At 44.1% G+C, this 25,743-nt stretch carries 13 protein-coding genes; 2 read left to right on the forward strand and 11 right to left on the reverse strand.

Going from position 1 to position 25,743, the window contains the following annotated elements:
• Window positions 1-24: 24 nt before the first annotated feature.
• The 11 genes from rpsI to ACT8YW_RS01920 form a co-directional block, all read right to left on the reverse strand.
• Window positions 25-411, reverse strand: coding sequence for a 30S ribosomal protein S9 (gene rpsI, locus ACT8YW_RS01870; RefSeq protein WP_008760801.1), 387 nt, complete (start codon window positions 409-411; stop codon window positions 25-27).
• A gap of 6 nt (window positions 412-417) precedes the next feature.
• Complete coding sequence (gene rplM / locus ACT8YW_RS01875) at window positions 418-879, reverse strand: 50S ribosomal protein L13 (protein ID WP_004297202.1); 462 nt, start codon at window positions 877-879, stop codon at window positions 418-420.
• Between the two features lie 202 nt (window positions 880-1,081).
• Window positions 1,082-2,776: a RagB/SusD family nutrient uptake outer membrane protein gene (locus ACT8YW_RS01880; protein ID WP_444103779.1), complete on the reverse strand. Its 1,695-nt coding sequence runs from the start codon at window positions 2,774-2,776 to the stop codon at window positions 1,082-1,084.
• A 21-nt stretch (window positions 2,777-2,797) separates the two neighbouring features.
• Entirely contained in the window at window positions 2,798-6,013 is a 3,216-nt protein-coding gene (locus ACT8YW_RS01885; protein ID WP_444103780.1) for a SusC/RagA family TonB-linked outer membrane protein, read from the reverse strand.
• Between the two features lie 40 nt (window positions 6,014-6,053).
• Window positions 6,054-8,600, reverse strand: coding sequence for a DUF4962 domain-containing protein (locus tag ACT8YW_RS01890; RefSeq protein ID WP_444103781.1), 2,547 nt, complete (start codon window positions 8,598-8,600; stop codon window positions 6,054-6,056).
• Window positions 8,601-8,730: 130 nt separating this feature from the next.
• On the reverse strand, window positions 8,731-10,281 hold the full coding sequence (locus ACT8YW_RS01895) for a hypothetical protein (protein ID WP_444103782.1): 1,551 nt from the start codon (window positions 10,279-10,281) through the stop codon (window positions 8,731-8,733).
• Window positions 10,282-10,329: 48 nt separating this feature from the next.
• Complete coding sequence (locus ACT8YW_RS01900; RefSeq protein ID WP_004314710.1) at window positions 10,330-11,340, reverse strand: DUF6562 domain-containing protein; 1,011 nt, start codon at window positions 11,338-11,340, stop codon at window positions 10,330-10,332.
• Window positions 11,341-11,377: 37 nt separating this feature from the next.
• Entirely contained in the window at window positions 11,378-12,115 is a 738-nt protein-coding gene (locus tag ACT8YW_RS01905) for a DUF3575 domain-containing protein (protein WP_444103783.1), read from the reverse strand.
• Between the two features lie 26 nt (window positions 12,116-12,141).
• On the reverse strand, window positions 12,142-14,745 hold the full coding sequence (locus ACT8YW_RS01910; protein WP_444103784.1) for a DUF4962 domain-containing protein: 2,604 nt from the start codon (window positions 14,743-14,745) through the stop codon (window positions 12,142-12,144).
• Between the two features lie 275 nt (window positions 14,746-15,020).
• Window positions 15,021-19,121, reverse strand: coding sequence for a hybrid sensor histidine kinase/response regulator transcription factor (locus ACT8YW_RS01915; RefSeq protein ID WP_444103785.1), 4,101 nt, complete (start codon window positions 19,119-19,121; stop codon window positions 15,021-15,023).
• Window positions 19,122-19,236: 115 nt separating this feature from the next.
• Entirely contained in the window at window positions 19,237-20,436 is a 1,200-nt protein-coding gene (locus tag ACT8YW_RS01920; protein ID WP_444103786.1) for a glucuronyl hydrolase, read from the reverse strand.
• A 395-nt stretch (window positions 20,437-20,831) separates the two neighbouring features.
• Between ACT8YW_RS01920 and ACT8YW_RS01925 the strand changes: the two genes are divergently transcribed.
• Together ACT8YW_RS01925 and ACT8YW_RS01930 are read left to right on the forward strand one after the other, a co-directional pair.
• A complete protein-coding gene (locus ACT8YW_RS01925) occupies window positions 20,832-24,011 on the forward strand; it encodes a SusC/RagA family TonB-linked outer membrane protein (RefSeq protein ID WP_444103787.1) in 3,180 nt (1,059 codons plus the stop codon).
• Between the two features lie 22 nt (window positions 24,012-24,033).
• Complete coding sequence (locus ACT8YW_RS01930) at window positions 24,034-25,740, forward strand: RagB/SusD family nutrient uptake outer membrane protein (RefSeq protein ID WP_444103788.1); 1,707 nt, start codon at window positions 24,034-24,036, stop codon at window positions 25,738-25,740.
• The last annotated feature ends 3 nt before the right edge of the window (window positions 25,741-25,743 follow it).

The following is a 25,743-nucleotide window of genomic DNA, read 5'->3' on the forward strand; positions in this document are numbered from 1 at the left end:
CATATTCCTCTATCAGGCAGCACATTAACGCTTGCTGAACTGGAATCTTCTACGAGCTTTCGGCTGTCCCGGTTTCTTACGTTCAACAGAACGAGGGTCACGAGTCATGAAGCCTTCTGCACGAAGAGCAGCTTTATCTTCAGCGTTCATCTTAACCAGTGCACGAGCAATTGCCAAACGCAATGCCTGAGACTGACCTGTGAAACCACCACCACACAAGTTCACCTTGATGTCATACTTCTCAGCAGCACCCAGCTTGTTCAATGGTTGTTTTACAACATACTGAAGAATAGTTGATGGAAAGTACTCTGCAAGGTCTCTCTTGTTAATAGTAATCTTTCCTGTACCTTCGCTTACGAATACGCGTGCAATTGCACGTTTACGTCTGCCTAATGCATTTACTACTTCCATTATATCTTATTTATATGAATTAATATCAATCATTTTCGGGTTCTGAGCAGCCTGTTTGTGTTCGCTACCAGCGTAAACATACAAGTTATTCAGCAATTTAGCTCCCAGGATATTCTTAGGAAGCATGCCCTTCACTACTTTTTTCAGTAATCTCTCTTCACCGTTCGGTTTTGTAATCAAACGGGCAGGAGTCATTTCTCTCTGACCACCAGGATAACCTGTATATGACAAATAAACTCTGTCATTCCATTTGTTACCAGTCAGTTTTACTTTGTCTGCATTGATGATGATAACGTTATCACCGCAGTCTACGTGAGGAGTAAAGTTTGGTTTGTACTTTCCTCTCAGCAATTTTGCAACTTTTGCTCCCAGACGGCCTAATGTTTGGTCTGTAGCGTCAACGATAACCCATTCTTTGGTTACAGTCGCTTTGTTTGCAGAAATGGTCTTGTAACTTAAAGTATCCACTCTAATTTTGTTTTTTAAATGTTACTACTAAAAATTTCTTCACCACTCATTAGTCTTCCCCGGACAAAGGAATACTAACTTGCTATGAATTAATCTCTTATCATTTTGTGATAATAATCGGCTTGCAAAAGTACGGCTTTTCTTTGAATTGGCAAACTATTTTTGTATATTTTTCCAGCCACCTATTCTATTGAGGGTCTTACTAATACCCGTTATTATTCATTCCATTGAGTTTCGGATTACTTTGTATTTCTTTCAGAGGGATAGGGAAAAGCTCATGTTTACCCTCCATAAAATTCCGGTAAGCCGGATATGGTTTGTTCTCTTTCTGATTGACGGAACTGATCTCACCAAACAGTTTCAGAGCCTTTCCCAACACTCCCCAACGTATCAGATCATATTTGCGTTGTCCTTCAAAAGCCAGTTCAAAGCCACGTTCCCAGTAGAGAGCCGTACGGAACTTTCCTTCTGGTGCAGAGTCGTCAATGAAAGTCAGGTTATGTGTCTTTTTCCGTGCGCTCATCATTTCATCATAATTCGCTTCTGTAATAGAAGTTGCTTCAGCACGTGTACGTACGCTATTCAACAAATCCCATGCTTTTTGTCTGTCTGTTCCTGTTTCATTATACGCTTCGGCAGCCATCAATACCACATCAGCATAACGCAAAGGGCAATAGTTCACATCCGCATAATTGATATTCTTGTTCCATGACTCTTTCGGCATCCATTCCCGGCGCCATTTTCCTACATACCAGCTACCTGCACTTCTTTCTTCTTTTACATGCTCTTTTTTAGTACCATTCCAGGTATAACGATAGGTGCAAATCGCCACATCACGGCGTTTATCGCTCGCTTCGAAAAAGTTACGCCATTCGGGAACCACTATAAAAAAGCCGTTGGCACGTCCCATATACTGACTAGATTCAGATGCAGAAACTCCGGTAGGTTCCGCCACCTGCGGACCGTTATAAATCCCCCATGCTCCACCGTTACGACGTCCTTGTGAATGATAGAAAGCAATCTCCCAAAGACTCTCCTTATTATTCAGTACCCCCTGCGAGTAGCTTTTAAAGAGTGCCTCATAACCACCATCATAAAAATCATGGTACCCTTTCTTTTCAAAAGCCTCCCACTCTTTTATCACTGCATCGAAATATTCCATCCGCTTACTGTCCTCCGGACGTTTCAACTGTCCATTCGATTGAAGGCTATATCCTGCACGTTGCAAATATACACGCATCAGCAATGCACGGGCAGCCCCTTGCGTCACCCGTTCGGGACTGGAAGAAGCAGTTGCCCAATCCAGATTGTTTTTAGCGAAAGTAAGGTCGGATATAATCTCGTCATAAATCACTTCCCTGTCCACACGTTCACCAAAAGCAGATTCGTAGGATGATGAATAAGATGTTTTGAAAGGCACATCTCCCCAATATCTCACCAAATCAAATGCGAGGAAAGCACGCAGAAAGCGAGCTTCCGCTTCCAATGCTTTCAGACGGGTATTTTCTGCGTATCCTGTCATGCCACGGATTCCGTCAATGGTGAGGTTAGCCCGGTCGATTCCCTCATATTTCAGTTTCCAGATACTTTCAATCCACGTATTCGTGGAGTTTAGCTGATAATGTGCAATATCGTGAACCTGATTGTCAGACTGCGTACGAGCCGTATAATAGGTATCGTCCGATGCGGGAGAAGCCATTTCGTACCAACCGTAATGATTAAAGTCCGACAATGAACTATATATTCCCATCACTGCCATTTCCGCTTTATCTTCCGAATCGAAATAGCGGTCCCGGTCATATTTTGAGTTAGGTTCTTCCGTTAGCAAATCCTCGCAAGAGGTAAGCCCTGTAAATAACAAGGCGAATACGGCATATAATAGATGTATCTTTTTCATGATTACTATGTATTTAAAGAATTAAAATGCTACGTTGAGACCAAAAATAAAAGAACGGCTAAGCGGATACGCTCCAAAGTCAACACCCGGTGTCAAACCGCTTTTCATCGTGGAGACTTCCGGATCGAAACCTGAATACTTGGTCCAAGTCAACAGATTATTACCGGTGGCATACAAACGCAAGTTTTTCAATCCCACCCTTGCAATCAGATTTTTAGGGAATGTATATCCCAAAGTCACATTACTTAGCTTCAGATAGGAAGCATCCTCCACTGCCCATGAATGAATATAATTATCTCCTTGTTGGGCATCATAATAAGCAGCTACGGTTTTACCGGCATTCAAAGCTGCCAATTCTCCGGGATCTGTCACTTTTTGTCCTTCGGAATTGATTGTCATCCAACGATTGGAGCTATTCATCACATCTAAAGCATTGTAGTTTAAGCTACCCACCTTGCTGGTCACCAGTTTGGTTGCATTCAGCACTTCGTTGCCATAGCTGAAAGTCAGGAAGACACTCAAATCAAAACCTTTGTAAGTGAATGAGTTGTTCAAGCCTCCGTAGAATTTCGGCTGGGCGTTGCCAATGACCGTTTTATCATTTTCATCAATAATATCATCGTCTCCGGTCAAGTTCTTAAACTTCCACATACCCGGACGAATCTGACCTTTATCACCATGATAAGGTACTCCATCTTTCAATGTATAGGTCTGCGTAGAAGCATCATAATTGAAATCATCTACCTGATACAGGCCCTCGGTGATGTAACCATAAAACTGTCCTAATGGTTCTCCGACAGCAATGCGATGGGTGTTTTGGTTAAAGCCGAACTTGGCTTCATAGAGTTGTACCGCCTCACCGGTCAATGCTCTTACGGTATTTTTGTTGTGCGACAACGTCAATGTAGTATTCCAACTAAACTTCTTTGTAGAGAAATTCACTGTATTCACTGTCAGTTCCACACCTACATTCTTCGTTTCGCCGGCATTAATCAACATGGTCTGATAACCGGAAGAGTAAGGCAACTGGGCATTAAGCAACAAATTACTACTCCTATTTATATAGAATTCGGGCGAAACGGTGATGCGTTGATTCAGGAAGCCTAAATCGACACCCATATTAAAAGTCTTGTTCGCTTCCCACTTCAGATCGGGATTCGGTATCTGCTTGGAGGCATAACCGGGAGTAAGCTGATCTCCCATAGCTGTGATGATGGAAGACATCAAAGCAAGGCTGTTATAGCTACCGATCCTGTTGTTACCCGCCAAACCGTATCCGATACGGAATTTCAAGTCGGAGAAAACATTCAGTTTCTTTATAAAATCCTCTTCACCTACACGCCATGCTGCCGATACGGCAGGAAAATAACCCCATTTATTATTCTTTCCGAATTTAGAAGAGCCATCCGCACGGAACGTCGCGGAAAACAAATACTTATCGGTAAAGTCATAGTTGAGACGAGCGAAGAAAGAGAGCAGATTATCATCATAGTTTTCATCGGACGAAGCAACGGATGGAGTACCCAGACTCATATCTCCCAAAATGAACTCATCGGTAGGCAACCCACTGACACCGGATTCGAGCACACGAGTCCAGCGTTTTACAAATTCCTGTCCCAATTGCACTACTACTTTATGCTTCTTCTGAAAACGTTTATCGTAAGTCAAGACGTTAGAGGTTTGAAAACTTCCGGTTTCCGTATTTCTGATAGAGCCGTAAATACCGTTGCGCCTTCCCATAATAGATTGGTCGCCATAGAAAAGCTCCCGGCGGTAAAGCTGATAACGCATACCCGTATTGTTGCGGAAGGTCAATCCTTTGATGATTTTGAAAGTCAGTCCGCCATTGGCTTGCAAAGTACGTGTTTCCTTATTATCCTTTTCTTCAGCTGCGGCAATCAACGGATTCTGCATCACGTTTCCGTCCGCATCGCTTAATACAGGGTCTTCTCCTGCCAACAAATCCGAGTCATTGCCACGTATACCAATGGTAGGACGATATTGCAAAATCTGAACCATTTTATTAAACTTTGCATCTACATTGCTTCCGCCTTCATTCGTACCATTTCCGGCAACACCTGCTCCATACACTTTCAGATAATCGAAGTTGATACGTCCTGTAACGGAGAGCCGCTTATTCACTTCGCTTTTCACGCTAAGCGCAATGTTATGTTTATCGCTGCCGCTATATACCATCGCACCTTCATCCTTGAAGTAACCATAAGACATATTGTAGTTCAACTTATCATTGCCACCGTTGACGCCTACCCGGTAATTTTGCGTAACGGTAGTACGTCCCATCGTACGGTCCAGCCAGTCGATACCTTCACGATTGCCATAGTTCTCATGAAGATCGACAAAACCACCATAACGATTCTGCCATGACCGCATACTTTCCTCGGGATCAGTAGCATCTCCTAATGTTCTTTCATAATCCGCCAACACAAATTCCTCTACACTTAATACATCCAACCGCTTGGCAAGCGTACGCACACCGACATAAGAATCGAAAGTAAGAGTCGCTTTCCCTTCACTTTTCGCACCGCTTTTGGTGGTGATTACCACTACGCCATTCGCTCCCCGGGCGCCATAGATGGCTGTTGCCGAAGCGTCTTTCAACACGTCGATACTTTCAATATCGGCAGGATCAAGGCTGGACATGCCATCTTCCGTCGGAAATCCGTCGATAATGTAAAGCGGCTCGTTGCTTTGCGTAATTGATATACCGCCACGAACACGCACTGACATCGTAGCACCGGGTTGACCGTCTGTCTGTATGATCTGTACCCCCGCCATACGTCCCGCCAAAGCTTGGGTTACATCAGACGAAGGAACTTTGAGCAAATCGTCGCTTCTCACAGAAGCCACGGAACCGGTCAGGTCTTTACGTTTTACTGTTGCATAACCGATAGCTACCACCTCATCCAACAATACCGACGCAGCCTTCATGGTCACATCAATCTGTTTTCTTCCTTTCACGGGTACTTCCATATTTTCCAATCCGATAAAAGAGAAGACCAAAACATCTTTCTGCGGATCACTAACAGTAATGGTGTATTTACCATTGATATCGGTAATGGTACCCGTGTTTTGTTTTCCTTTCACGGTTACATTTCCTCCAATCACTTCCAAGCCTTCGTTGTCCACCACCTTACCGGTAACGGTCAAACTTTGAGCATAAATGCCGGATACACCGACAAGAAGCAACAAAATGCAAATAATTCTACTTTTCATCATATTCTGTTTGTTATTCATATTCATTCTATTTCATTGTTTATCATTGATTGGCTACCCGGGTAGATATGGGACTCCGGTCGGTCATTTCCACCACCTGATAAACTCCGTTTATCTCGTCGTAAAGCAACGAAGAACCCGTATACTGCCGAGGGTGAAAAGCCCCATTCAAGACAGGATTGTCCGTCCCGTAACTAAAGACGACCTGTTCGGTGCGATGATTCACAGTAAGTTCTGGAGCCTTGGAAGCATCCAAAACCGCTTTGATCGTCCAGTCGCCCACACTAAAAGTATCACCGTCACGGTAGATAGCAGGGACAGCCTCATCTCCTACCTGAATAATAGCCAGGAAACGGGTGGCAGAACTACCGTCAACCCGTGCAGTCAAGTGCCACTGGTTGGGATACTCCGCTCCGGTGATGGCGGGCGGCACTACAAAACGGTCCGTTTGGGACAGCGTAAAAACATGTCCTCCAAAAAGCTGCGTCACAGCCATCCATCCTTTGGTCTTATTATTTGTAGACAACGTTTTCTTTGTCGCATCCATCTTAAATTCCGTAGGACTATGCAACAGCCACTCCCAGCGGACAGCCTCCGATGCTTCCAGTTCATCATACACAATCACCGTATGAGGATGAAGCATCAACACATGTCGGCGGTATTTAGTCAACGGGGTGGCACCGAATCCATTTTCCGGCGTCTGCTCAATACCTGCCTGCTTGAAGTAGCCAACCCACATCGGGTCATTGCTGATACCTCTGTAAGCATGTGAAGCATCTCCCAAACAGTAACTGATATGCTGTCCGCCCATAGCACGCATCACACTGCCATAACCTTCGGTAGAATAAGGTTGTCCGATACCGTTTACCAACAGTGAATTATGCGCCCGCGTATGGCGATAGGACATCAGATTATGAGCATCGCTGAAATTCTGATAATAACCCGTACTGCGATACACATCGACACCCTTATACAACAGGTTAAAAGCATTCTGACTGGCAGTAGTGTGACTGCCGGACCCGAATGTACTGGAACGGAACGAGAGCGCAAGATCCTTTCCCGTATCTTCCGGAGCACTGTGCATGGCTACTTCACCAGCGTCTTTATACCATACCATTTTATCAGCCCCGGCAGGAAAAGTTGTATTGTAATCCTGATCGGTACACATCCGGTAAAGACGCAATTCATAATCTCGACGCAACAGGTCCCGACATTCTCCGGCATACCATCCGGCATAGGAATTACCCGTTTCACATGCCAGATAGTCAGCAAAGGCGGCAATCAGACGGTTGGGTTCACTCCCCTTTTCACTACTGTCACCAAAGCCGTTGCTTTTCGATCCCGGCGGGCAAGTATAAACCAACGAACGTCCGGCATTCTGATACCACGGATGTGATAGAAAATCGTACCGACTGATAAATGAAAGAAGAGACGGCATATACGCCAAAGTCAATATATTGGCACTGAAATAACCGGTACCATTGTGCCATATACCGTCGCGATTGAAACCGGAAGCAGGAGCACGGGCTGTCCACAATTCATAATAGTACTCCATCATGGGCAACACTTCGGAAGAATAGGTCGGCTTATCATAAAGCGACAAAGCCACTTGAAAGAGGACACGCATATTCTGCTGCCAAAAATGATTATCAAAGAGATGGTTTTCCTGAAAACCGCAATTTACCTTGTAATAGTAACGTGCCACACGCATCATCAGTTCTTCGGCAGCAGTACGATCGGAAGCAGACAAGTTATTATAAAGCAGATCGTAGGCTGCAACAAGACACCATGCGATGTTGCTGGCAGTAAAGTTGGATGCAAAAAGTTGTCCGTCAGCTGGGGGAGCGGCAATCAACGCTTCGAGAAGCTGACGCAACTTTTCGGCATAAATTTCTTTTTGGGTTAAATGATAGGCCTGATAAAGATAAGTGGCATGTTGCCGGAGCTCTTCCGCACGACTATATAAATCAGTCATTCCGGTGTATTCGGCTTTCAATGCCTGTGAAGCACGACTTTGTAGTTCTGCATATTCAGGGTGTGAAGTGACACGGTTACGAGCCTCTCCGATACGGTCGTCTAAAAAACAGTAAATACGAGGATGCAGACGGGGAGCATTTGCTAAGAATGTCCGAAAAGGAGGTGTTACAAATTCCGGTGTATCATTCTTTACTTCGAAACGATAGATAGCACTCCATTCACCGGGCGTAGTTCCATTAAGATTGGTGGAACGAAAGCGCCAATACCATGTGCCGACCTCCAAACGACGATGAAGATTATACATACACCATTCCTGCGGTTCGGAAAGTAGCGTTTCGGAACTGCTGAAATCTTCAGTACGTGAAAGGGAAAATTGCAGTCTTTCGCCCGTCTTCATGGCTTGAGGAACAATAAGAGGAGCAGGATTCAGATACAATTCATTATCTGCTTTGGGATAAGGTTGCGTTCGTATTTTATCCTGATAGGCATCGGGAATTCCGGCAAGCGTCTCTGGCTGCGTACTGTCCGGTTCGGGCAGCGAGTCAGATGTACAGCTACAGAACAGCTGTACCATGAACAAAAGAAAAACCGATAGGCGAAATGTGGTGTGCATATTATTTTCTTTTCTTGGTATAAGATTAGAGGGCTATTTTCAAAAGTTTCAATGTAAGAAGAAGGTAAAGCGGGATGGGGGGATCCCACTTTCCTTGAACTTCTATTGAGTAAGGTCGAATATTCTGTGACTATTTAAAGATTGTAATCATTGGGCGGCAAAGAGCTTGTTGATTAAGAGCTGTCTTAACACTAATGCCTGCCTCTGTCGCATTAGTTACTGCACCATTAGCTACATTAATACGTACTCCCGAAACATTACCTTGGTTATTGATGGTACTGGAAGCATAGTTCACTGTATTAATCGGATCTCTATCAAACATTTTACCATTAATAAATCCAAACTCCGGAATATTTCTGAAGTCCTCACTACCAGTAGCAGGCACCTCTTTCATAGTGAACAACGTACCCATAAACGCACTCAATTGCGACAATGTAGGAATATACCATGCACTCAAATTCTCACTATCAGGAGCATGTTCTCCCACCCATTTCTCATAAGTTGTTTTAAACGCAACATCTCCAAGACCTGTTAATAAGACGTCCGTAGTCTGTGTTCCATTTGTCATACCTGCAACTGTTTCGGTCAAAGTAGTCAATAATTCAGTATTAAGAGATTGACGACCAGCCGCCACATTTTCAATCGCTACCGCATATCCGGCAATTGTCTTACCTTGAAGTGCTACAGGATAATTAGCCGGCACATCACTACCAATAGCCTCCATCGTGAAAACAATACCAACAGCATCCGCCGCATCACGTACCACTTTACCTTCGGCATTGATATAACTACCAACTTTCATTTCCAATGCTTCATAATCCGGATCCACTCCTACTTCAATGTCAAAGTTTCCATCTCCGATTTCAAATTTAGCCATAATCTGCATATTAGCATCCAAAGGTAATGTATTTGCCGGTATTTTAATCTCTTTACTATATCCGCCACTCAATGCCATGGTTATTTCTTCTGTAAATTTACTTACATTTGAAGGAGCAAAAAAGAAATTAGCGAACCAATTGCCATCCGCAGAAGCAAAACTTGCATTTGTATAAGTCACAGGAGTCGTAGCAGTACATTTACCCTCTAAAATATCATATCCACTCAAAGCGTTATATTTTATTTCCAGTTTATTAGCCGCCGCAGCTACTTCCGGATTCTTCGGTTTTACGCTCACATTAGCAAACGGGCGTTTCAATGTCACACTGGCATTAGCAATCGTTTCCAATTTTCCGCAGAAAGCGTCGCTGGCTGCCATCAACGCATCATTTGTCAGATCGAATGATGCAGTATTATATCCTACTGCTCTCAAATCAGCAGTGTTATATACTTTATTAGCGGCACCACTTTCCGGCACGTATTCAGCCCAAAACAATGCTTTCGACACTTCTTTTTGTTCATCTACAGAAATAGTGAAAGATACCTTACCGTCTGTAACTGGTTTAGTTACCTGATCGCCTATCTTATTGCCATCAGCATTCAGTAATTGCATGATACATTGCATCGTATAACCGTCAGGAATGGTAACCGCACGGCTAAAGACGTTATTTACAGGAGCCTGTACAGAGATGGTAACAGGAGCATTGATTTCTATTCCGTTGTCCGAAACGATTTCTTCTTGTCCACAGGATGCAAAAAGCACTACGAACAAAGCCATTAGCGAATAAAATAAGTTCTTTTTCATGATCTTAATTGTTTTATGGTTAAGCAATTCTTAATTGATTTATCTATTTTATAATTCTCCAAGGTCTACTTCCAGATCACCGTCATAATCGGGGTCGATCCCTATTCCTCCATTAGCATCGGAAGTCAGGAAGTTACCGCGTACCGTTGTGTTTTTGCCCCGTTCGCAAGGAATACGGAAAGCTGTACGTGCCAGCACTTCATTCTTCTCATTCAAGATTTCGAGCTCTACAGGGATGGAAACGGTTTCTCCGGCATCGGTCAACACATAGTCAAATCCCAGTTTCAGTTCTTTCGTACCATCGGCAGGGCGTTCAAATGCCACTTTATATTCCATGTACATGAGCGAGTTCTTGGGTACATCATCCCACAAATTGTAGCCGGTAGGCAAATAATCACTGTACTTCACACGAGCGGTAAAACTTTCACCTTTCAGTCCGCCTGTGGACAGTTTATTGAGAAACGTTGCCACATCTTTAGCCACCAGTTCATAGCGTGCTACGGGACGATACAGTTCAACGTCAAGACTTGTTTCAGCTCCCCAATGATTGCGGAAAGAAGTCAGGTCTGCCATAGCAGAAGCAGCAAAAACATCTTTATAACGGCTATTCCCTATATACTTCCCGGCAGGAAGGATAAAAGCCAGATTCTTGGCATCGTAAACAAGTCCCTGTTCCGGTGTCTCCGCATTCACATAATCGGCCCACACCAGGATGCGGTAATTACGGGCGTGCAGCTTCATACTAACAGACAGACTGGCACGGTTAAAATCCTCTTCATATACCGTTTGCCGTGCCGCCACCTGTCTATCCAGATAGGCTTCTACGATGAAACGACGCAGATAGTTGGTTTCCGACGCACGGGTGATGGTCACCGGTGCTCTTTCTGCCAAACTTAGATTCATTGCCAGATTAAGGTTGAGTGTTACAGCTGTCGGGTCCACTCCCAGTTCTCCTTCGGGAGTCATTTCCGGTTCTTCGTGCAGGCTGCATCCATTCACCAGCAAAGTGATGAACAACAAGAAAGTGCACTGTGCCAGTATATATAAATTTCTTCTCATATTGTTATCTTATTTATATGTATGTTCCTATCTAAGGTTAGAAGCGGTAGACCAACGATGCTCCCACACGGGTTATCCCCCAGTAATGACGGACACGCGTATCCAGCTGTGCTCCGTTGTCTACATTATAATAGGTGTTATACTTCATGTTGGCATATCCCACTCCCAGATTAAATTCCGCTCCCCAGTGTTTGGAAAGAGGGAGTTTGTAACCGTAGCTTATTCCGGCTCCCAACAGCGGACGATCCGTATCTTGATAACGGTCATCGTTCCACTTCACGTTAAACCATGCTACGTGGGCGTGCAGTCCGACAAAGTGTCCCCGTCCTGTCTCATTTCCTATCCACCAGCGGGCTTCAGGTTGCAATGCTACCGTACGCACGCCGTGCTTATCTCCCAAGTCCCACAAACTGCAAGTCAATGGCAACTCTACCGTGATCTTTTTATGCACCTGCATTTCCACGGCAAGGTTCAGCAAAGCACAAGCATCATATATTACATTCGTTTTCAGTGCCAGATAGCGTTGACCATCAAAGGCAGTCGCTTTCTTTCCTGCATTCTCTTTGCCGGATTGGCGTTTATCCTCTTCCTTTTTTGAAGAAGTCGCAACTGCTGTTTCCTGTTTTTTCCCGCCGGGCTTGTAAACCGTAGTTTCCTCCGGAGCTGCCGAAGTCTGTACACGGGGTTTACCGGGAGTCTGTGCCGACAAGACGGTTATGCCCGATAATGCAGCCAACAGACATATAGTTCTCATATTAAAAGTAGAGTGTCTCATATATTCGTATCTTTCATGTTCATTGATCAGATTTCCAGTTCGGGCACTGTATCCCTCATTACCGTTTCGTACCCATCCTCATTGATGACAGTAGCTTCACCTTTATAAGTGATATTCACCTTCTCTTGAGTGCTGCGGATAAAGAATGAAGGAGCACCGTCGGATTTCAGATTAACACTGATTAGCCATCCGCCCACTTTGATACGTCCGTCGGACAAGATTTCGGGATCTTTGGCAGGATATTTCAGTGCATGTGTATTGATGACAGTGGCAAAACGATATACTTGTGCCTTTTCCGATGTAGCGGTGAAATGCCAGTGATTAGGATACTTCTTGAACACCCCTTTGTCATCAGCACGTAGCCAGTTGACTGCCGGATAGAAAAAACGGCTCGTCGTATCTGTCTGCAATGTTCCGGTGGAGAAAAGATAAGCGTCTGATGCTCCTCCGCGGTTCGTGGCTTGAATATGCACGAAGCGATGATTCGATTGATCCACTGTCATGGGATTTTCTGTGGTATGCAGCAAATAACTCCAGTTTACAGGTTCGTCTGCCACGAGTTCGTCATAGATAAAGATGAGTCCTGTCTTTCCCAAATTGACAATATGACGGCGGAAAGTTTTCACATGGTTCTCATCCCAGCCATTTTCGGGCGTATAATGCACCTCCGACTGTTCGCCGCGTGTCAGCCAAAGCGGTGAAATCACTTTTCCGTAAGCATTGGAAGCATCGCCTAGCACATAACCGATCTTCTCGCTGGCATAATAACGGGGAATCCATCCATATCCTTCCGTACCGATACGTTGTCCCATACCGTTCACCAAAATCGTATTGTGAGCACGTGTGGCACGATGGCACAACATACTATGTACGTCGGTAAACTCAATGTGGTGTCCGCTACTGTAAAATAATGGTTTTCCACCATAGAACGTATTGAAAGCATTCTGATTGGCAAGTGCATGAGAGGTAGAACCATAAGGGCTTGACCGGAAACTCCACATCGCATTTCCACCTACTCTGTCCCAGTTCGTCTGGAAAGAGGCAAGTCCTGTTGCGGGGAAGACGTATCCTGCGGGAAGTGCTGTCAATCCTTCACCTTCCGGCAGAGGTTTGTCACATTGCAGGCGGAACCAGGCAAGATCACCGGGCTTATTCAATAAGGCTTTCTTCATATAATCCGGTTCCACTTTCAATGTACGGCGTACGAAATCAGCGGCATAAGTGTTTCCGGTAAGGCGTGCCAGTGCATCCAAATATCCTATACGGATACTGTTTGGACGCCCCACATTCTGATGCGAACTTCCGTTTCCTCCGGATTTGGAAAAAGGAGGCTGCTGGAAGATGGTATACATGATATTTCCCTGATACCAAGGATCGGAAAAGAAGTCGTAACCGGTCAGTTTGCTATAATAGTAAGGCACTTCGACTAATGTACGGGTGTTGACCGTAAAGTAAGAATCGCCATTGTGCCAGCCACCGTCTTTGTTCAATCCGGGGAAACGTGCCAACCAGACGTTATAACAGTAATCCACCCATGTATCGGCTTCGGGTAGATCGCCATATACACTGAATGCCGCCATTGTAAGGATGCGAAGTGTCATTTGCCACACATGATTGTCGGCGATGTGGTTCTCCATCCGGTTATTAAAGTTCTCATACATTTCACCACCTTTATTTTTGATGGCTTCCAGTAATGCTTTCTTTTGTGATGTATTCAACCGGTCGTAGAAAGAATCATAAGCCATAGAGCAGAGAGACAATAAGCTAGAAGCATTAAAATCTCCTTTCACATTCTTATCTTTATCCCAGTCGGCCATGATAAATACCCGTTTGATGGCTTCGTCAGCATATTTAGTATCCTGCGTCAGCAACCAGGCCCGTATCAGCGCTTCGGTATTGCCCTCTTCCGCATCGATGATGCGACGGCTCTCACGAGTGAGGTATGAATTTATCTGCATCTCGTTCTTCAAATTCTTCACCTGCGAGACATTAATATCTTTCACTGATTTCATTGGAGTCTGAAGTACCTGATCTGCACGTTCAAGATACCATTGTCTTTCTGCCTTTTGCTTGCTGTGATTTATAAAGTCCTTCCATTCGTTCTTCATGATCCACACACGCGGATGGTCGGCAGGTAGTTTTGCCAACACTGTTTTCAATGAAGGCGGACAGAATTTGCCCGGACGATCTTCTACGGTGACTTGCTGTGTACTTCCCCAGGTCACTTGTCCGTTTTCTACGTAACCGAACTGCCAATACCACACACCCGGTGCAAGCGGTTGTTCCGGATTATAGAACGGCCAACGAGTTTCCACCTGAACAACTCCGGACTTCAATCCGGCATCCTGCGAATAACGTAACCGATAGGTAACCTTTGTTTTATCTACCTTCTTTACTTTGTGTTCGAATCCATCCAACGGACTGTCCTGCGAGTTCATGTCTGAACGGAGCGGCCATTGAAAAGAAACCGCACGGTCATTTACCACCGCTTTATCAAGAGGATAAGGAGTAGCACGCATTTCATGCATCAACGTTGTTTCCGTTAACTTGATGACTGCTCGTTTTTGCGCATGTGTCATCTGTGCAGCCACAGACAAGATTACGAATGAAATCAATAATACTTTTTTCATGATATCAAATGATTGGTTTTTCTGTAGGCAAATGTAGATAAACTGTCCGAAACGGAACTTTCAATTCATTTCTTCCTTCTCTGATACTGTCTAACAGGACTTTGTTTTCGTTCATTTCAACTTAAAATTCGTCCAAAACAAGCGTTAGACGCTGTTACAGAGGGAATAAGAAGATAAAAGAGACCACCGTATTAGCAAGGATTTGCCTATTCAAAGACAAAAACTTACCAATACGATAGCCCCAAAATTACCATTAACCAAATAGGAAATAATGGCTACTTAGTGTGTTGTTTTATATATTCAGACGGCAGACAGCCGACATACTTTTTAAAACTAGTGGAAAAATAAGAAGAAGAGCCGAAACCTACCATTCCGCTAATTTCAGTAACAGAATAGCGTCCTTCCAACAGCAATTTACAAGCTTTATTAAAGCGAATACGACGGACAAAATTAGCAGGCGGTTCACCAGATACGGAATTCATCTTGAGATAAAGTGACGAACGGCTCATACAAAGTTTACTAGCTAACTCATCAGATGTAAAGTCCTCATTGCTGATATTTTCTTCCACCACCTGAATAGCCCTGCTCATAAATTCTTCATCCAAAGTATTGGAAGTCATCTTGGCAGTATCAATATCAATCGTATTTGAATAATAATGTTTCAACCGCTGACGAGCTTTCAGCAAATTGGCAACCTTGCCGTTCAACAAATGAATAGAAAACGGTTTCGCAATGTAATCGTCCGCTCCTGCCTGAATACCCTCCGTTTGTGCGTCGACACTTCCTTTGGCAGATAGCAGAAGCACTGGAATATGGCAAGTCTGCAAATTCCTTTTGATAAGCTGACAAAGCTTAATTCCATCGATTCCCGGCATCATCACGTCGGAAAGGACGACATCCACTCGATGTTCTTTCATGATGACCAATGCTTCTTCCCCATTTCCTGCTGTCAGCGTCACATAATTCCGACGGAAGTTATCTTTCAAGTAATCCACCATTTCTTTATTATCATCCACCAGCAAAATAGTGGGACGTTCTTCCTCATCGGTAGTTTCTACTCCATCATCCTCGGATATTTCCACAGAACCAACAGCCGGTATGTCACTAGAGAAGCATTCATCAGACACCGGAATTTCCCGAAAGGATACAGGTGTTTCAGTTTCCTGTTTCGGTACTTCCCGCTCTTTCTCTGTAAAAACGTTTATGTCAGCAGGTAAAGTGACTTTAAATTCTGTATAACTATTAACTTCACTTTCTACAACAATGGTTCCGTGATGCTTTTCCACAAGCATTTTCACCAATGACAATCCGATACCCGTTCCCTTCCGTTGCCCGTCTGCCTGATAGAAACGTTCAAAAATGCGGGTAAGCTGTTCAGAAGTCATACCAATACCACTATCTCTCACAGTAAAGTTATATGTATCTCCATCCATGTATAAAGAGAGTGATATATGACCTCCATTCGGTGTAAACTTAAAAGCGTTTGACAATAAATTCATTAGAATAGTTTCCAAATATGCTTTATCAGCCGGAAGCAGCCTACCCTCCAAGTCGGACTTCATACTAAAATCGATATTCCGTTTTTCCGCGTTCTCCTTGAATAGAGTGTATACATCCTGCAACAATCCGTTCACATCCGTCTGTACCACATGAATAGGCATCGCTCCCGCCTCAGCTTTTCGGAAATCAAGCAACTGGTTGACTATGTGCAGCAACTTTCGTCCATTCTTGTAAACATATTCCAGTTTTTGCCGTACCGGAGCACCTACCAGACTATTCTGTTCCAAAACGTCTTCCAACGGAGCCAGTATCAGGCTCAACGGAGTACGCAGTTCATGAGACATGTTCATGTAGAAACGCACCTTTTCCTGACTGATTTCTTCGATCTTACTCCGTTCTATCTGTTCAATACGTACCTGCATCTTCATCTTGGCGCGAGCTATGAAGAAATAGATAACAAAAACAAACAGTCCTATAGAAAAGAAAATGAAAAGTGTCTTTGCCCACCAGGTTTGATACCACATCGGGATGATATGCACAAAAAATTCCGTAGTCTCTTCACTCCACTTCCCGTTATTGTTACGTGCCTTCACTTTAAATACATATTCTCCAGGCGGCAGATTAGAATAGCTCGCCCGTGAAGATGAAGTATATTTGGAATAGTTCCACTCCGTTTCAAATCCTTCCAACTTATAAATGAACTGATTCCGCTTTCCCGCCAAATAGTTAATAACGACAAACCGGATATTAAACAATTTCTGATCGGAAGGGAATGACATACCCAGCATTCGTCCCTTCTCGTCCTGATAATAACGCACCCGTTCACTTTTCAAGTCCGTAATTACTTGATTAAAAACTACGGCCCCTGTAACAACCGCATTCGGAGAATACGGATTATCCTCCAGTTCGTAAGGTTTGAAATAGGCAACACCACCAAGAGAACCCAAAAAGAACGTACCGTCCTGTGCCTTGCAGGCTCCGAAGAAATTGAACTGATCGTGAGGCAGCCCGTCCTGTTTGGTATAGTTGAGGAAAGTTCCTTCTTCCCTATTGAAGCAGGCCAGTCCCTTGTTGGTAGTCAGCCACAGACGCCCCCGTTCATCTTCCAGTATGCTATAAATAAAATCATTCGGCAAGCCGTCTTTCATCGTATATTGTTCCCAGGCGGTCGGCACTCCTTCCTTATAGCGGTATAAACCTGTAGAAGAGCCTACCCATATATTGTGGCGGCTATCTTCCTGCACACAAAAGGCCTGTATCAGCCCATGCAGATAAGCTGAAGATGGAAGATGCAATTCTTCCAGCTTCCCACCGGCATACAAGAACAAACTTTCTTCTGTTCCAATCCATATCCTACCTTTCGAATCACGGAACAATGTATATATCAACACGTTTTCCAGTTTGTTGTGCTTTTTAGCCAATGGATGCAACGAAAACTCTCCGGTCTGTTTGTCGAAAAGGAAAAGTCCGTTCATACCACCTACCCAAAGCGTTCCGTCCGTTCCATCCAATATAGAGTAGCAACTGTTATTCAAAGAAACCGAATGAGGAAAGCTGTATGTTTCCATTCTCCCGCTTTTACGATACAGACGGCTCATTCCTCCACCATGTGTACCAATATAGATACTACCATCCTTATCCGTCCATATACATTTTATATTATCAGATTTCAAAGAATTGGCGGAAGTTCCCGCCCGAAAAAAGGAAAAAGTCCCGGTTTTCCGGTTATAGTAGTTTAATCCGCCGTCGTTCGTGCCAATCCACAGATTCTCGCTGTCCGGTTCCTCGGCTATGCAACTCACGGTGTTGTCGCTCAAAGAATTCTGGCAGGAAGAATGTTGTAAGCGTCTGAAAGCAGGAGCTAAAGGATGATAATAATTAAGTCCGCCATAAAACGTGCCTACCCACATGCCACCCTGGTTGTCTTTTAGAATAGAACGGATGGAATTGTGTCCTAATGAAGTAGGATCCTCGGGAGAAAAACGACAAATCTGAAAAGTCTCTGTTTCCGGTTCAAGGACAAGCAAAGCTTCCATTGTTCCTATCCAAATTCTTCCCTTATCATCCAGGCTCAATGTTCTGACTGAGTTGGTAAGGAAGTAAGCAGGAGTATTCTGCTTGTTATAATGCCTTTTTATCTGAAAATTATTATCGACACAATACACTCCGTTTGTCAATGAAGACAACCAGCAATTTCCGGTTCTATCATCATAGAGCATACCAGAGACCACTTCTCCTTTCAGTTGGAGAAGAAGCCGGGCCACGTTCTCATTGCGTACATAGTAGAAATAAACCCCTTCCGAAGTACCTAGCAAGAAGCCGTCATTCATCCGGCAAACAGAGTAAATGGTTTTCCCGGCAAGTTCCGGCTGCACTTTCATCCGCCCTGTCTTTTTATCAAAAATCACCAGACCTATATTAGTGGCAAGCAAAAGGCGGTCGCCTTCTTCCGGTTCTCCAATAGCCAGCACTTGCATCGGCCGATTGTCCGGCAGCGAATAGTTGGTAAAATTGTTTCCTACAATATTATAACGGGACAAACCAACCTGTGTGCCTACCCATACTGTACCTTTCGGGTCGGTATGAAGCGAATAAACATGATTATTCGCCAGGCTTGTCGTATCATCCAGTGCCTTGTAGTAAGAAGCGAAACGAGAACCTTCATACCAGTTCAATCCATCTATCGTGCCTACCCAAATTTTATTATTATGATCTTGTGTCAGGGCAAGCACTGTATTTTGGGACAGTCCGTCATCTACGGACAACCGCTTAAAATGGATAGGGTTGTCGGCAGCCGATATAGTATATAAAGGAAGAAACGAGATACAAACGGATAATCCGAGTATGTACTTAAACAGCAAATGCCGATCTTTCATAAGCTAATAATAAAGATTTTATTGTAAAGATAGATATTTTCAGTCCAATCTTATAAACAAACCCTATTTTTTAACTCATATAAAGAACCGGCATCGACCTTAAAAACTAATACTATTAACGATTTGAATTCTCTTTTAAATCCTTATAGCGCTTCATTGCTTCCAAATAATAATAATCGGCATAGTTCAACGGAGTATCAATTTCACTGTCATGCGGGAAACTGCCGACAGAATGTAATAGGATGAAACCATGATTTTCTCCCTCTTTCGCCAGATACTCTTCAGACGACAACTGTTTCAGGATATTCTCCGCATAACGGAAATATTCTTCCCCTTGTTTTTTATCACCATAGCCGCTCAATTCCAGTAACGCAGAGGCAGTTACAGTTGCAGCAGAAGCATCTCTGGGTTCATTCGGAATCTTGGGCGCATCATAATCCCAGTAAGGAATATAATCATTTTCCGATGGACGGTGATCGATAATGAACCGTGCTATTTTATGAGCGGCATCCAAATAATTCTGCTGCTTGGTGAAGCGGTAGCACATGGTGTATCCATACACTCCCCACGCCTGGCCACGTGCCCAGGCGGAAGAATCGGCATATCCCTGAAATGTTCCTTTTGATTCCACTTCGCCGCTGTCCGCCAAATAGCTTACCACATGATAAGAAGTCATGTCCGACCGGAAATGATTCTTCAACGTCTTGTCTGCATGAGAAATTGCGATATCACGATAGGTAGGATTATTAGTCTGTTCCGAGGTCCAGAACAACATTTCAAGATTCATCATATTGTCAATAATCACCGGATAACTCCAGTCACCGAAGTCCCATGAACGAATCAATCCTACTTTCGGACTAAACCGTGAACAAAGACTTTCGGAAGAATGAACAAGAATCAGACTGTCGGTCGGTTCCGGTTTCAAACGAATACCTTGCCCGTAACTGCAAAACATCATAAAGCCCAAATCATGATTACCTGTATAATATTGCATATCCTGCAAACGGTTCGTGTACTTACGTGCTTCCTTTGCCAACGCTTCATCACCAGTCAGTTCGTATGCCAGCCACATTGAACCGGGATAGAAACCACTTGTCCAGTCTGTAGGATGTTCCAGCCTGTACTTTCCCTCTTTTATGGAACGGGGGAAGCAAGCCGTATCCGGTTCGTTCTTCAATTGCTCTGCCATATAGAGCAACTGATGCCCGGATGTTTTCACCGCATGGTCAAACCATTGCATCTCATTTCCTTTCGGAGCAGTACAAGCAGTAAGGAAAGCAATACTCCCTGCCACCATTAAAAGTCTGTTTTTCATTGTTCTACTTTATTTCTATTATTGTATTCTTTTACCGGTAGCAAAGTTAAGGTAACCCAAGGACAGAAGCCTTGGAAATCTTCTTTTTCATTTTCGTTTCCATTTCTATCAACTCTGATTTCGTCCAAAGCTTCTTCGTTTTCATCCTTTACAAGAAAAGGAGCACAGATTTCAGCAAAAAATGCCTTTATTATTCTCGTTCACAGGTGGATCAGAGGTGTATTAATTCTTTGGAGCTACTGATAATAACTGATATCAAAAGGCTTTTGTACAATTTCAAAAGCCATTTATCTGCATTCAAACGAAGTACGGACAATAGAAAAATGAGATTCATAGGAAAAGCTTGTATTTTTGCTACAGATTCTTAACCCAGAAAAACAACAATTAGAATTGATATGAAAAACATTCAAAAACTTCTCTTTCTTGCGGTCTGCCTTTGCACCGCATTTACGGTCAAAGCACAAAACCTGACCGTCACCGGAAAGGTCATAGACTCTGAAGGTCTTGAGGTGATTGGTGCCAACATTACCTTAAAAGGTAGTCCCGGTGTCGGTGCAATCAGCGATTTAAGCGGAAACTATAAGATTAAAGTAAACAATGCAGCTAAAGACATTCTTGTGTTCTCTTATATAGGAATGAGAACACAGGAAATACACGTGAAAGGGAAAGTTGCAATTAATGTCACTTTACAAAGTGACGCCAAAGCACTGGACGAAGTAGTTGTAGTAGGTTACGGCACCAGTAAACGTAGTGACCTGACAGGTTCGGTCGTTTCCGTAAAAAGCGAAGATTTGATGAGAATGCCAACTTCCGATGTTACCCAAGCGTTGGCAGGACGGGTAGCGGGCGTACAAATCACACAAAGCGAAGGTGCTCCGGGGTCTACTATCTCCATACGTGTACGCGGGGGGATTTCTATCACACAGAGCAACGAGCCCCTTTATATTATCGACGGTTTCCCCAGCGAAGACGGGATGTCCACTATCGACCCAGCCGAGATTGAAACGATTGACATTCTGAAAGATGCTTCAGCAACTGCCATTTATGGTGCACGCGGAGCAAATGGTGTAGTAGTTATCACGACTAAAAAAGGAAATAAAGACGGTACCAAAATGGCTATCAGTTTTGACAGTTATGTAGGTGTAAAGACATTGGCACGGAAACTGCCGGTACTTTCCACTAAGGAATTTGTTTTATTAGATTATGAACGCAGATTACAATTCGACGGTGAAGCAGGAGTAAAAAGTTTCCAGTCTATCTACGGTTCTTTCCTGGATATCAACGAAAACTACGGCAATTTTCCGGGCATCAACTGGCAGGAAGAGACTTTAGGAAGAACAGCGACTTCGCAAAACTACCGTGTACGCATTTCCGGTGGAAACAAAGAAGTGCAATATTCTTTGAATTATACCTATTTCAAAGACCTCGGAGCTATGATATACAGTGGAAATAACAAACATAATATCGCATTCAGCATTTCCCACAAACCGACAAAGCGCATTGCTGTCAATGCCCGTGTTAACTATGACCAGTCATATATATATGGTATGGGAACTTCCGATTCGTCCACCCGTTTCAACAAAATGGAGCATATTCTCCAATACCGTCCCACCAAAGGTATCTATGGAGACGACCAAAGCCTGCTGAATGGAGAGGAAGACAATATCACCGATGAGGAAGGTAACCCGATGCAAAATCCGCTCACCTCTGCCGCCGAAGAAATCAACAAGAGACAATTACGCACTTTCCAAGCCAATGGCGGACTGACTTTCAACATTGCCAAAGGGCTTAGTTTCCGCAATAATACCGGTATGCGTTACCAGACTATACGCAATGATGTCTTCTATGGAGAAAAATCCAGTAACGGAAAGCGTTCAAGCGCCAACGGATATATCCAGTATTCAGAAAACAGCAGTTTCCAGACATCCAACGTACTTAACTACGAATACAAGAAGAAAAAGCATAAGCTAATCGCCATGCTCGGGCAGGAATGGGTATCGCGGTGGACACGCAACATGCGCGCCAGCGCCACTAATTTCCCCAATAATGACATTAATTTAGATGATATGAACCTGGGGATTCCCGGCTCCATTACTTCCAATGCCAATTACGATGATAAGTTAGTGTCTTTCTTCACCCGGTTCAATTACAATTTCGGAGAGAAATATCTGCTGACCGCCACTCTGCGTGCCGACGGTTCTTCCAAATTCAGTGAAGATAAGAAGTGGGGGCTTTTCCCTTCCATTTCCGCCGCATGGCGCATGGGGGAAGAGAAGTTCATCAAGAAACTGAATCTGTTTTCCGACTTGAAACTACGCGTCGGATATGGTATGTCAGGAAACAACCGTATCGCCAGCTATGCATCATTGAATCTGTTGAACTCCGTAAAATACCCGAACGGTGAAAGCAACACACCGGGATATGTTCCGGCTTCTATCCCGAACGAAATGCTCCAATGGGAATCAAATAACACATTCAATGTCGGATTAGATTTAGGTTTCTTTGAACAACGCCTGACCATATCTCCCGAATTCTATGTAAATGAAAGCACCCACCTGTTGCTGAACTCACGCATACCGAGTTCTTCAGGATACAGCAATATGATTCGCAATATCGGAAAGACACAGAACGTCGGTGTCGACCTGACAATCAGTTCCGTTAATATACAAAAACGTAACTTCACATGGAACACCAACTTCAACTTATCTCACAACAAGAATACCATTAAGGCATTGTCCGGCGAACAGTTCTTCCTGGAAGAAGCCAAATTCGGATATAACCAAAAAACGCACAAGATAGAAGTGGGCAAGCCTATCGGGCAGTTCTACGGATACCGTACCCTCGGGCTCTATCAGATAGAGGATTTTACCTACGACCCCAACACTAAGAAGTACACATTGAAAGAAGGAATCCCCTACCGGGGTTCGCGCAGTGAAATGCAACCCGGAATGTGGAAGTTTGCCGATACCAACGGAAATAACGTAATTGATGAGAACGACCAGACAGTCATCGGTAATGCCAATCCGAAATTCTTCGGTGGTCTGAACAACACCTTCACCTATAAGAATTTCGACTTGAGCGTATTCTTTACCTTCTCATACGGCGGTGAAGTATTGAATGCCACCAAACTGACTAATACATTGGCCGGTAAACCCGGATATAATGTACTGGATGCGGTAAACAGCAGCAAACGATGGATGACTATCAATCAGAACGGTGATATTATAACAGACCCGCAGGAGCTTGCCGCATTAAATGCAGGTAAAAGCGCCGCGGCTGTTAATGACATGGAACAAGGAGACACTTACATCCACTCATGGGCAGTAGAAGATGCATCTTACCTGCGATTAAGCAACGTGACTATCGGATACAACTTTCCCAAAAAATGGATACGGAAAGCCGGTATTCAGAAGCTCCGCCTGTATGCAACAGGAAGCAACCTGTTTGTCTGGACTCCCTACACGGGATTTGACCCGGAAGTTTCTACCAAAGGAAACAACCTGACGCCCGGAGTAGACTACGGAGCCTATCCGAGAAGCCATTCCTACGTGTTCGGATTGAATGTAACCTTTTAATTCACCTTAAAATAACGGAAAAATGAGAACCTATAAAACATATCTTTATGCACTCGGCATACTGGCCGGAAGCCTGTTGAACACTTCCTGTTCCGACATGCTGACCGAAGATCCCAACTCTTATTACGAAAAGAAGGATATATTTGAAACAAAGGCAAAAGCCGCAATGGCGGTCACCGGAGTCTATGAACAGCTTCCGGTGCTCTACGGGTCTATGGACATAGCGTTGAGTTGTTCGGACGACACCTACTATGTGGCAGGAGTCACTTCGGACAAAGGACGCCGGGATATTGCCCACTATAAAGTCACGAGTTCAAACACATGGATAAATAGTATTTGGCAAGGCAACTATACCGGAATTGAACGTGCCAACTATACTATTGAAGGAATCGAAGGGATGCCCGGCTACGAGGAAGACAAGGATTTACAATCATTAGTCGGAGAAGCCAAATTCTTACGGGCTTTGTATGCATTCAATCTAGTACGTTACTGGGGAGACATTCCATTTAAGACAACCTCTACCAATGTAGACAAAAACGTCTTTCAGCCACGTTGCAGCAGAGAAATAATCTATGACCAGATTATCGACGATTTGAATTTTGCCAAAACTCATTTAGCCTGGGCAAGTCCTGCCGTTACCCCCGAAAAAGTAACACAAGGTGCTGCGCGCGGTCTACTCATGCGTGTACTATTGCAACGTGCCGGGTACAGCCTTCAAATGGACGGAAGTATTACCCGCCCTGACGACGGTAAACGCAAAAAATATTTCGAGGCTGTCATCGAAGAGTGGGAAGCGTTCAAAGCAAACGGGTATCATGATTTCTATCCCGAAGGATATAGAGAACTATTCAAAGGATTTTCCGCAGGAACGCTCAATTCGATAGAAAGTATCTTTGAAATCGCATTTTACAGTCCGGACGGAAAGACAGGCGCCAAAGGATACTGGGGTACTTACATCGGCCCGTTAGTGGCACACCCCGGCATCTCGGTAACCGAAGTCAATCAGTTTATGGGACGCGCCAATGCCATGTTCCGGGTAGTTCCCGAATGGAAAGGATTTTTCGACGTTCAAGCAGAAGATGCGGACGGCAATGTGATAACAGGTGACGAACGCCGTGACGTTATGGTTTGTACCTACAAATACACATGGGACAAAGAACTCTACAACCACAAAAAAGTGGTTAACAAAAACGGTAGAGACTGGTATCCGGGGAAATGGCGCCGGGAATGGATGCCTATCGGCTACAAAGACCCTAATGTCACCGATGTCAACTTCTGCTACCTGCGTTATGCCGATGTCGTATTAATGGCAGCCGAAGCCTACAATGAGACAGACAACACTCCCGAAGCCTGGAAACTTCTCAACAGCGTACGTAAGCGTGCCGGAGCCAGAGAAATCACTACGGAAAACTACACCGAACTGATGAAAGAGAAAGTATATAAGCTGAAGTACATCTCCGACGGAGACGAGGCCGGCAAATTCCGCACGGCACTCTATTGGGAACGTGGTTTTGAGCTCGCTTTCGAAGGACAGCGCAAATACGACCTTATCCGCTGGGGAGTTATCAAGGACGCATTGACCTTGTTCAGCAGCCGTTCGGTAGTGAGCAGCAGCGCCTATCTTGCCGGAGATAATTTCCAGAAGGGTAAGCATGAATTATTTCCTATTCCACTGGACGAACTACAGTTGAATCCCTTGTTTGAAAACAAAAACAACCCTAATTATTGATAA

Source organism: Bacteroides sp. (assembly GCF_052357945.1).
In the GTDB taxonomy this organism is placed as follows: Bacteria; Bacteroidota; Bacteroidia; order Bacteroidales; family Bacteroidaceae; genus Bacteroides.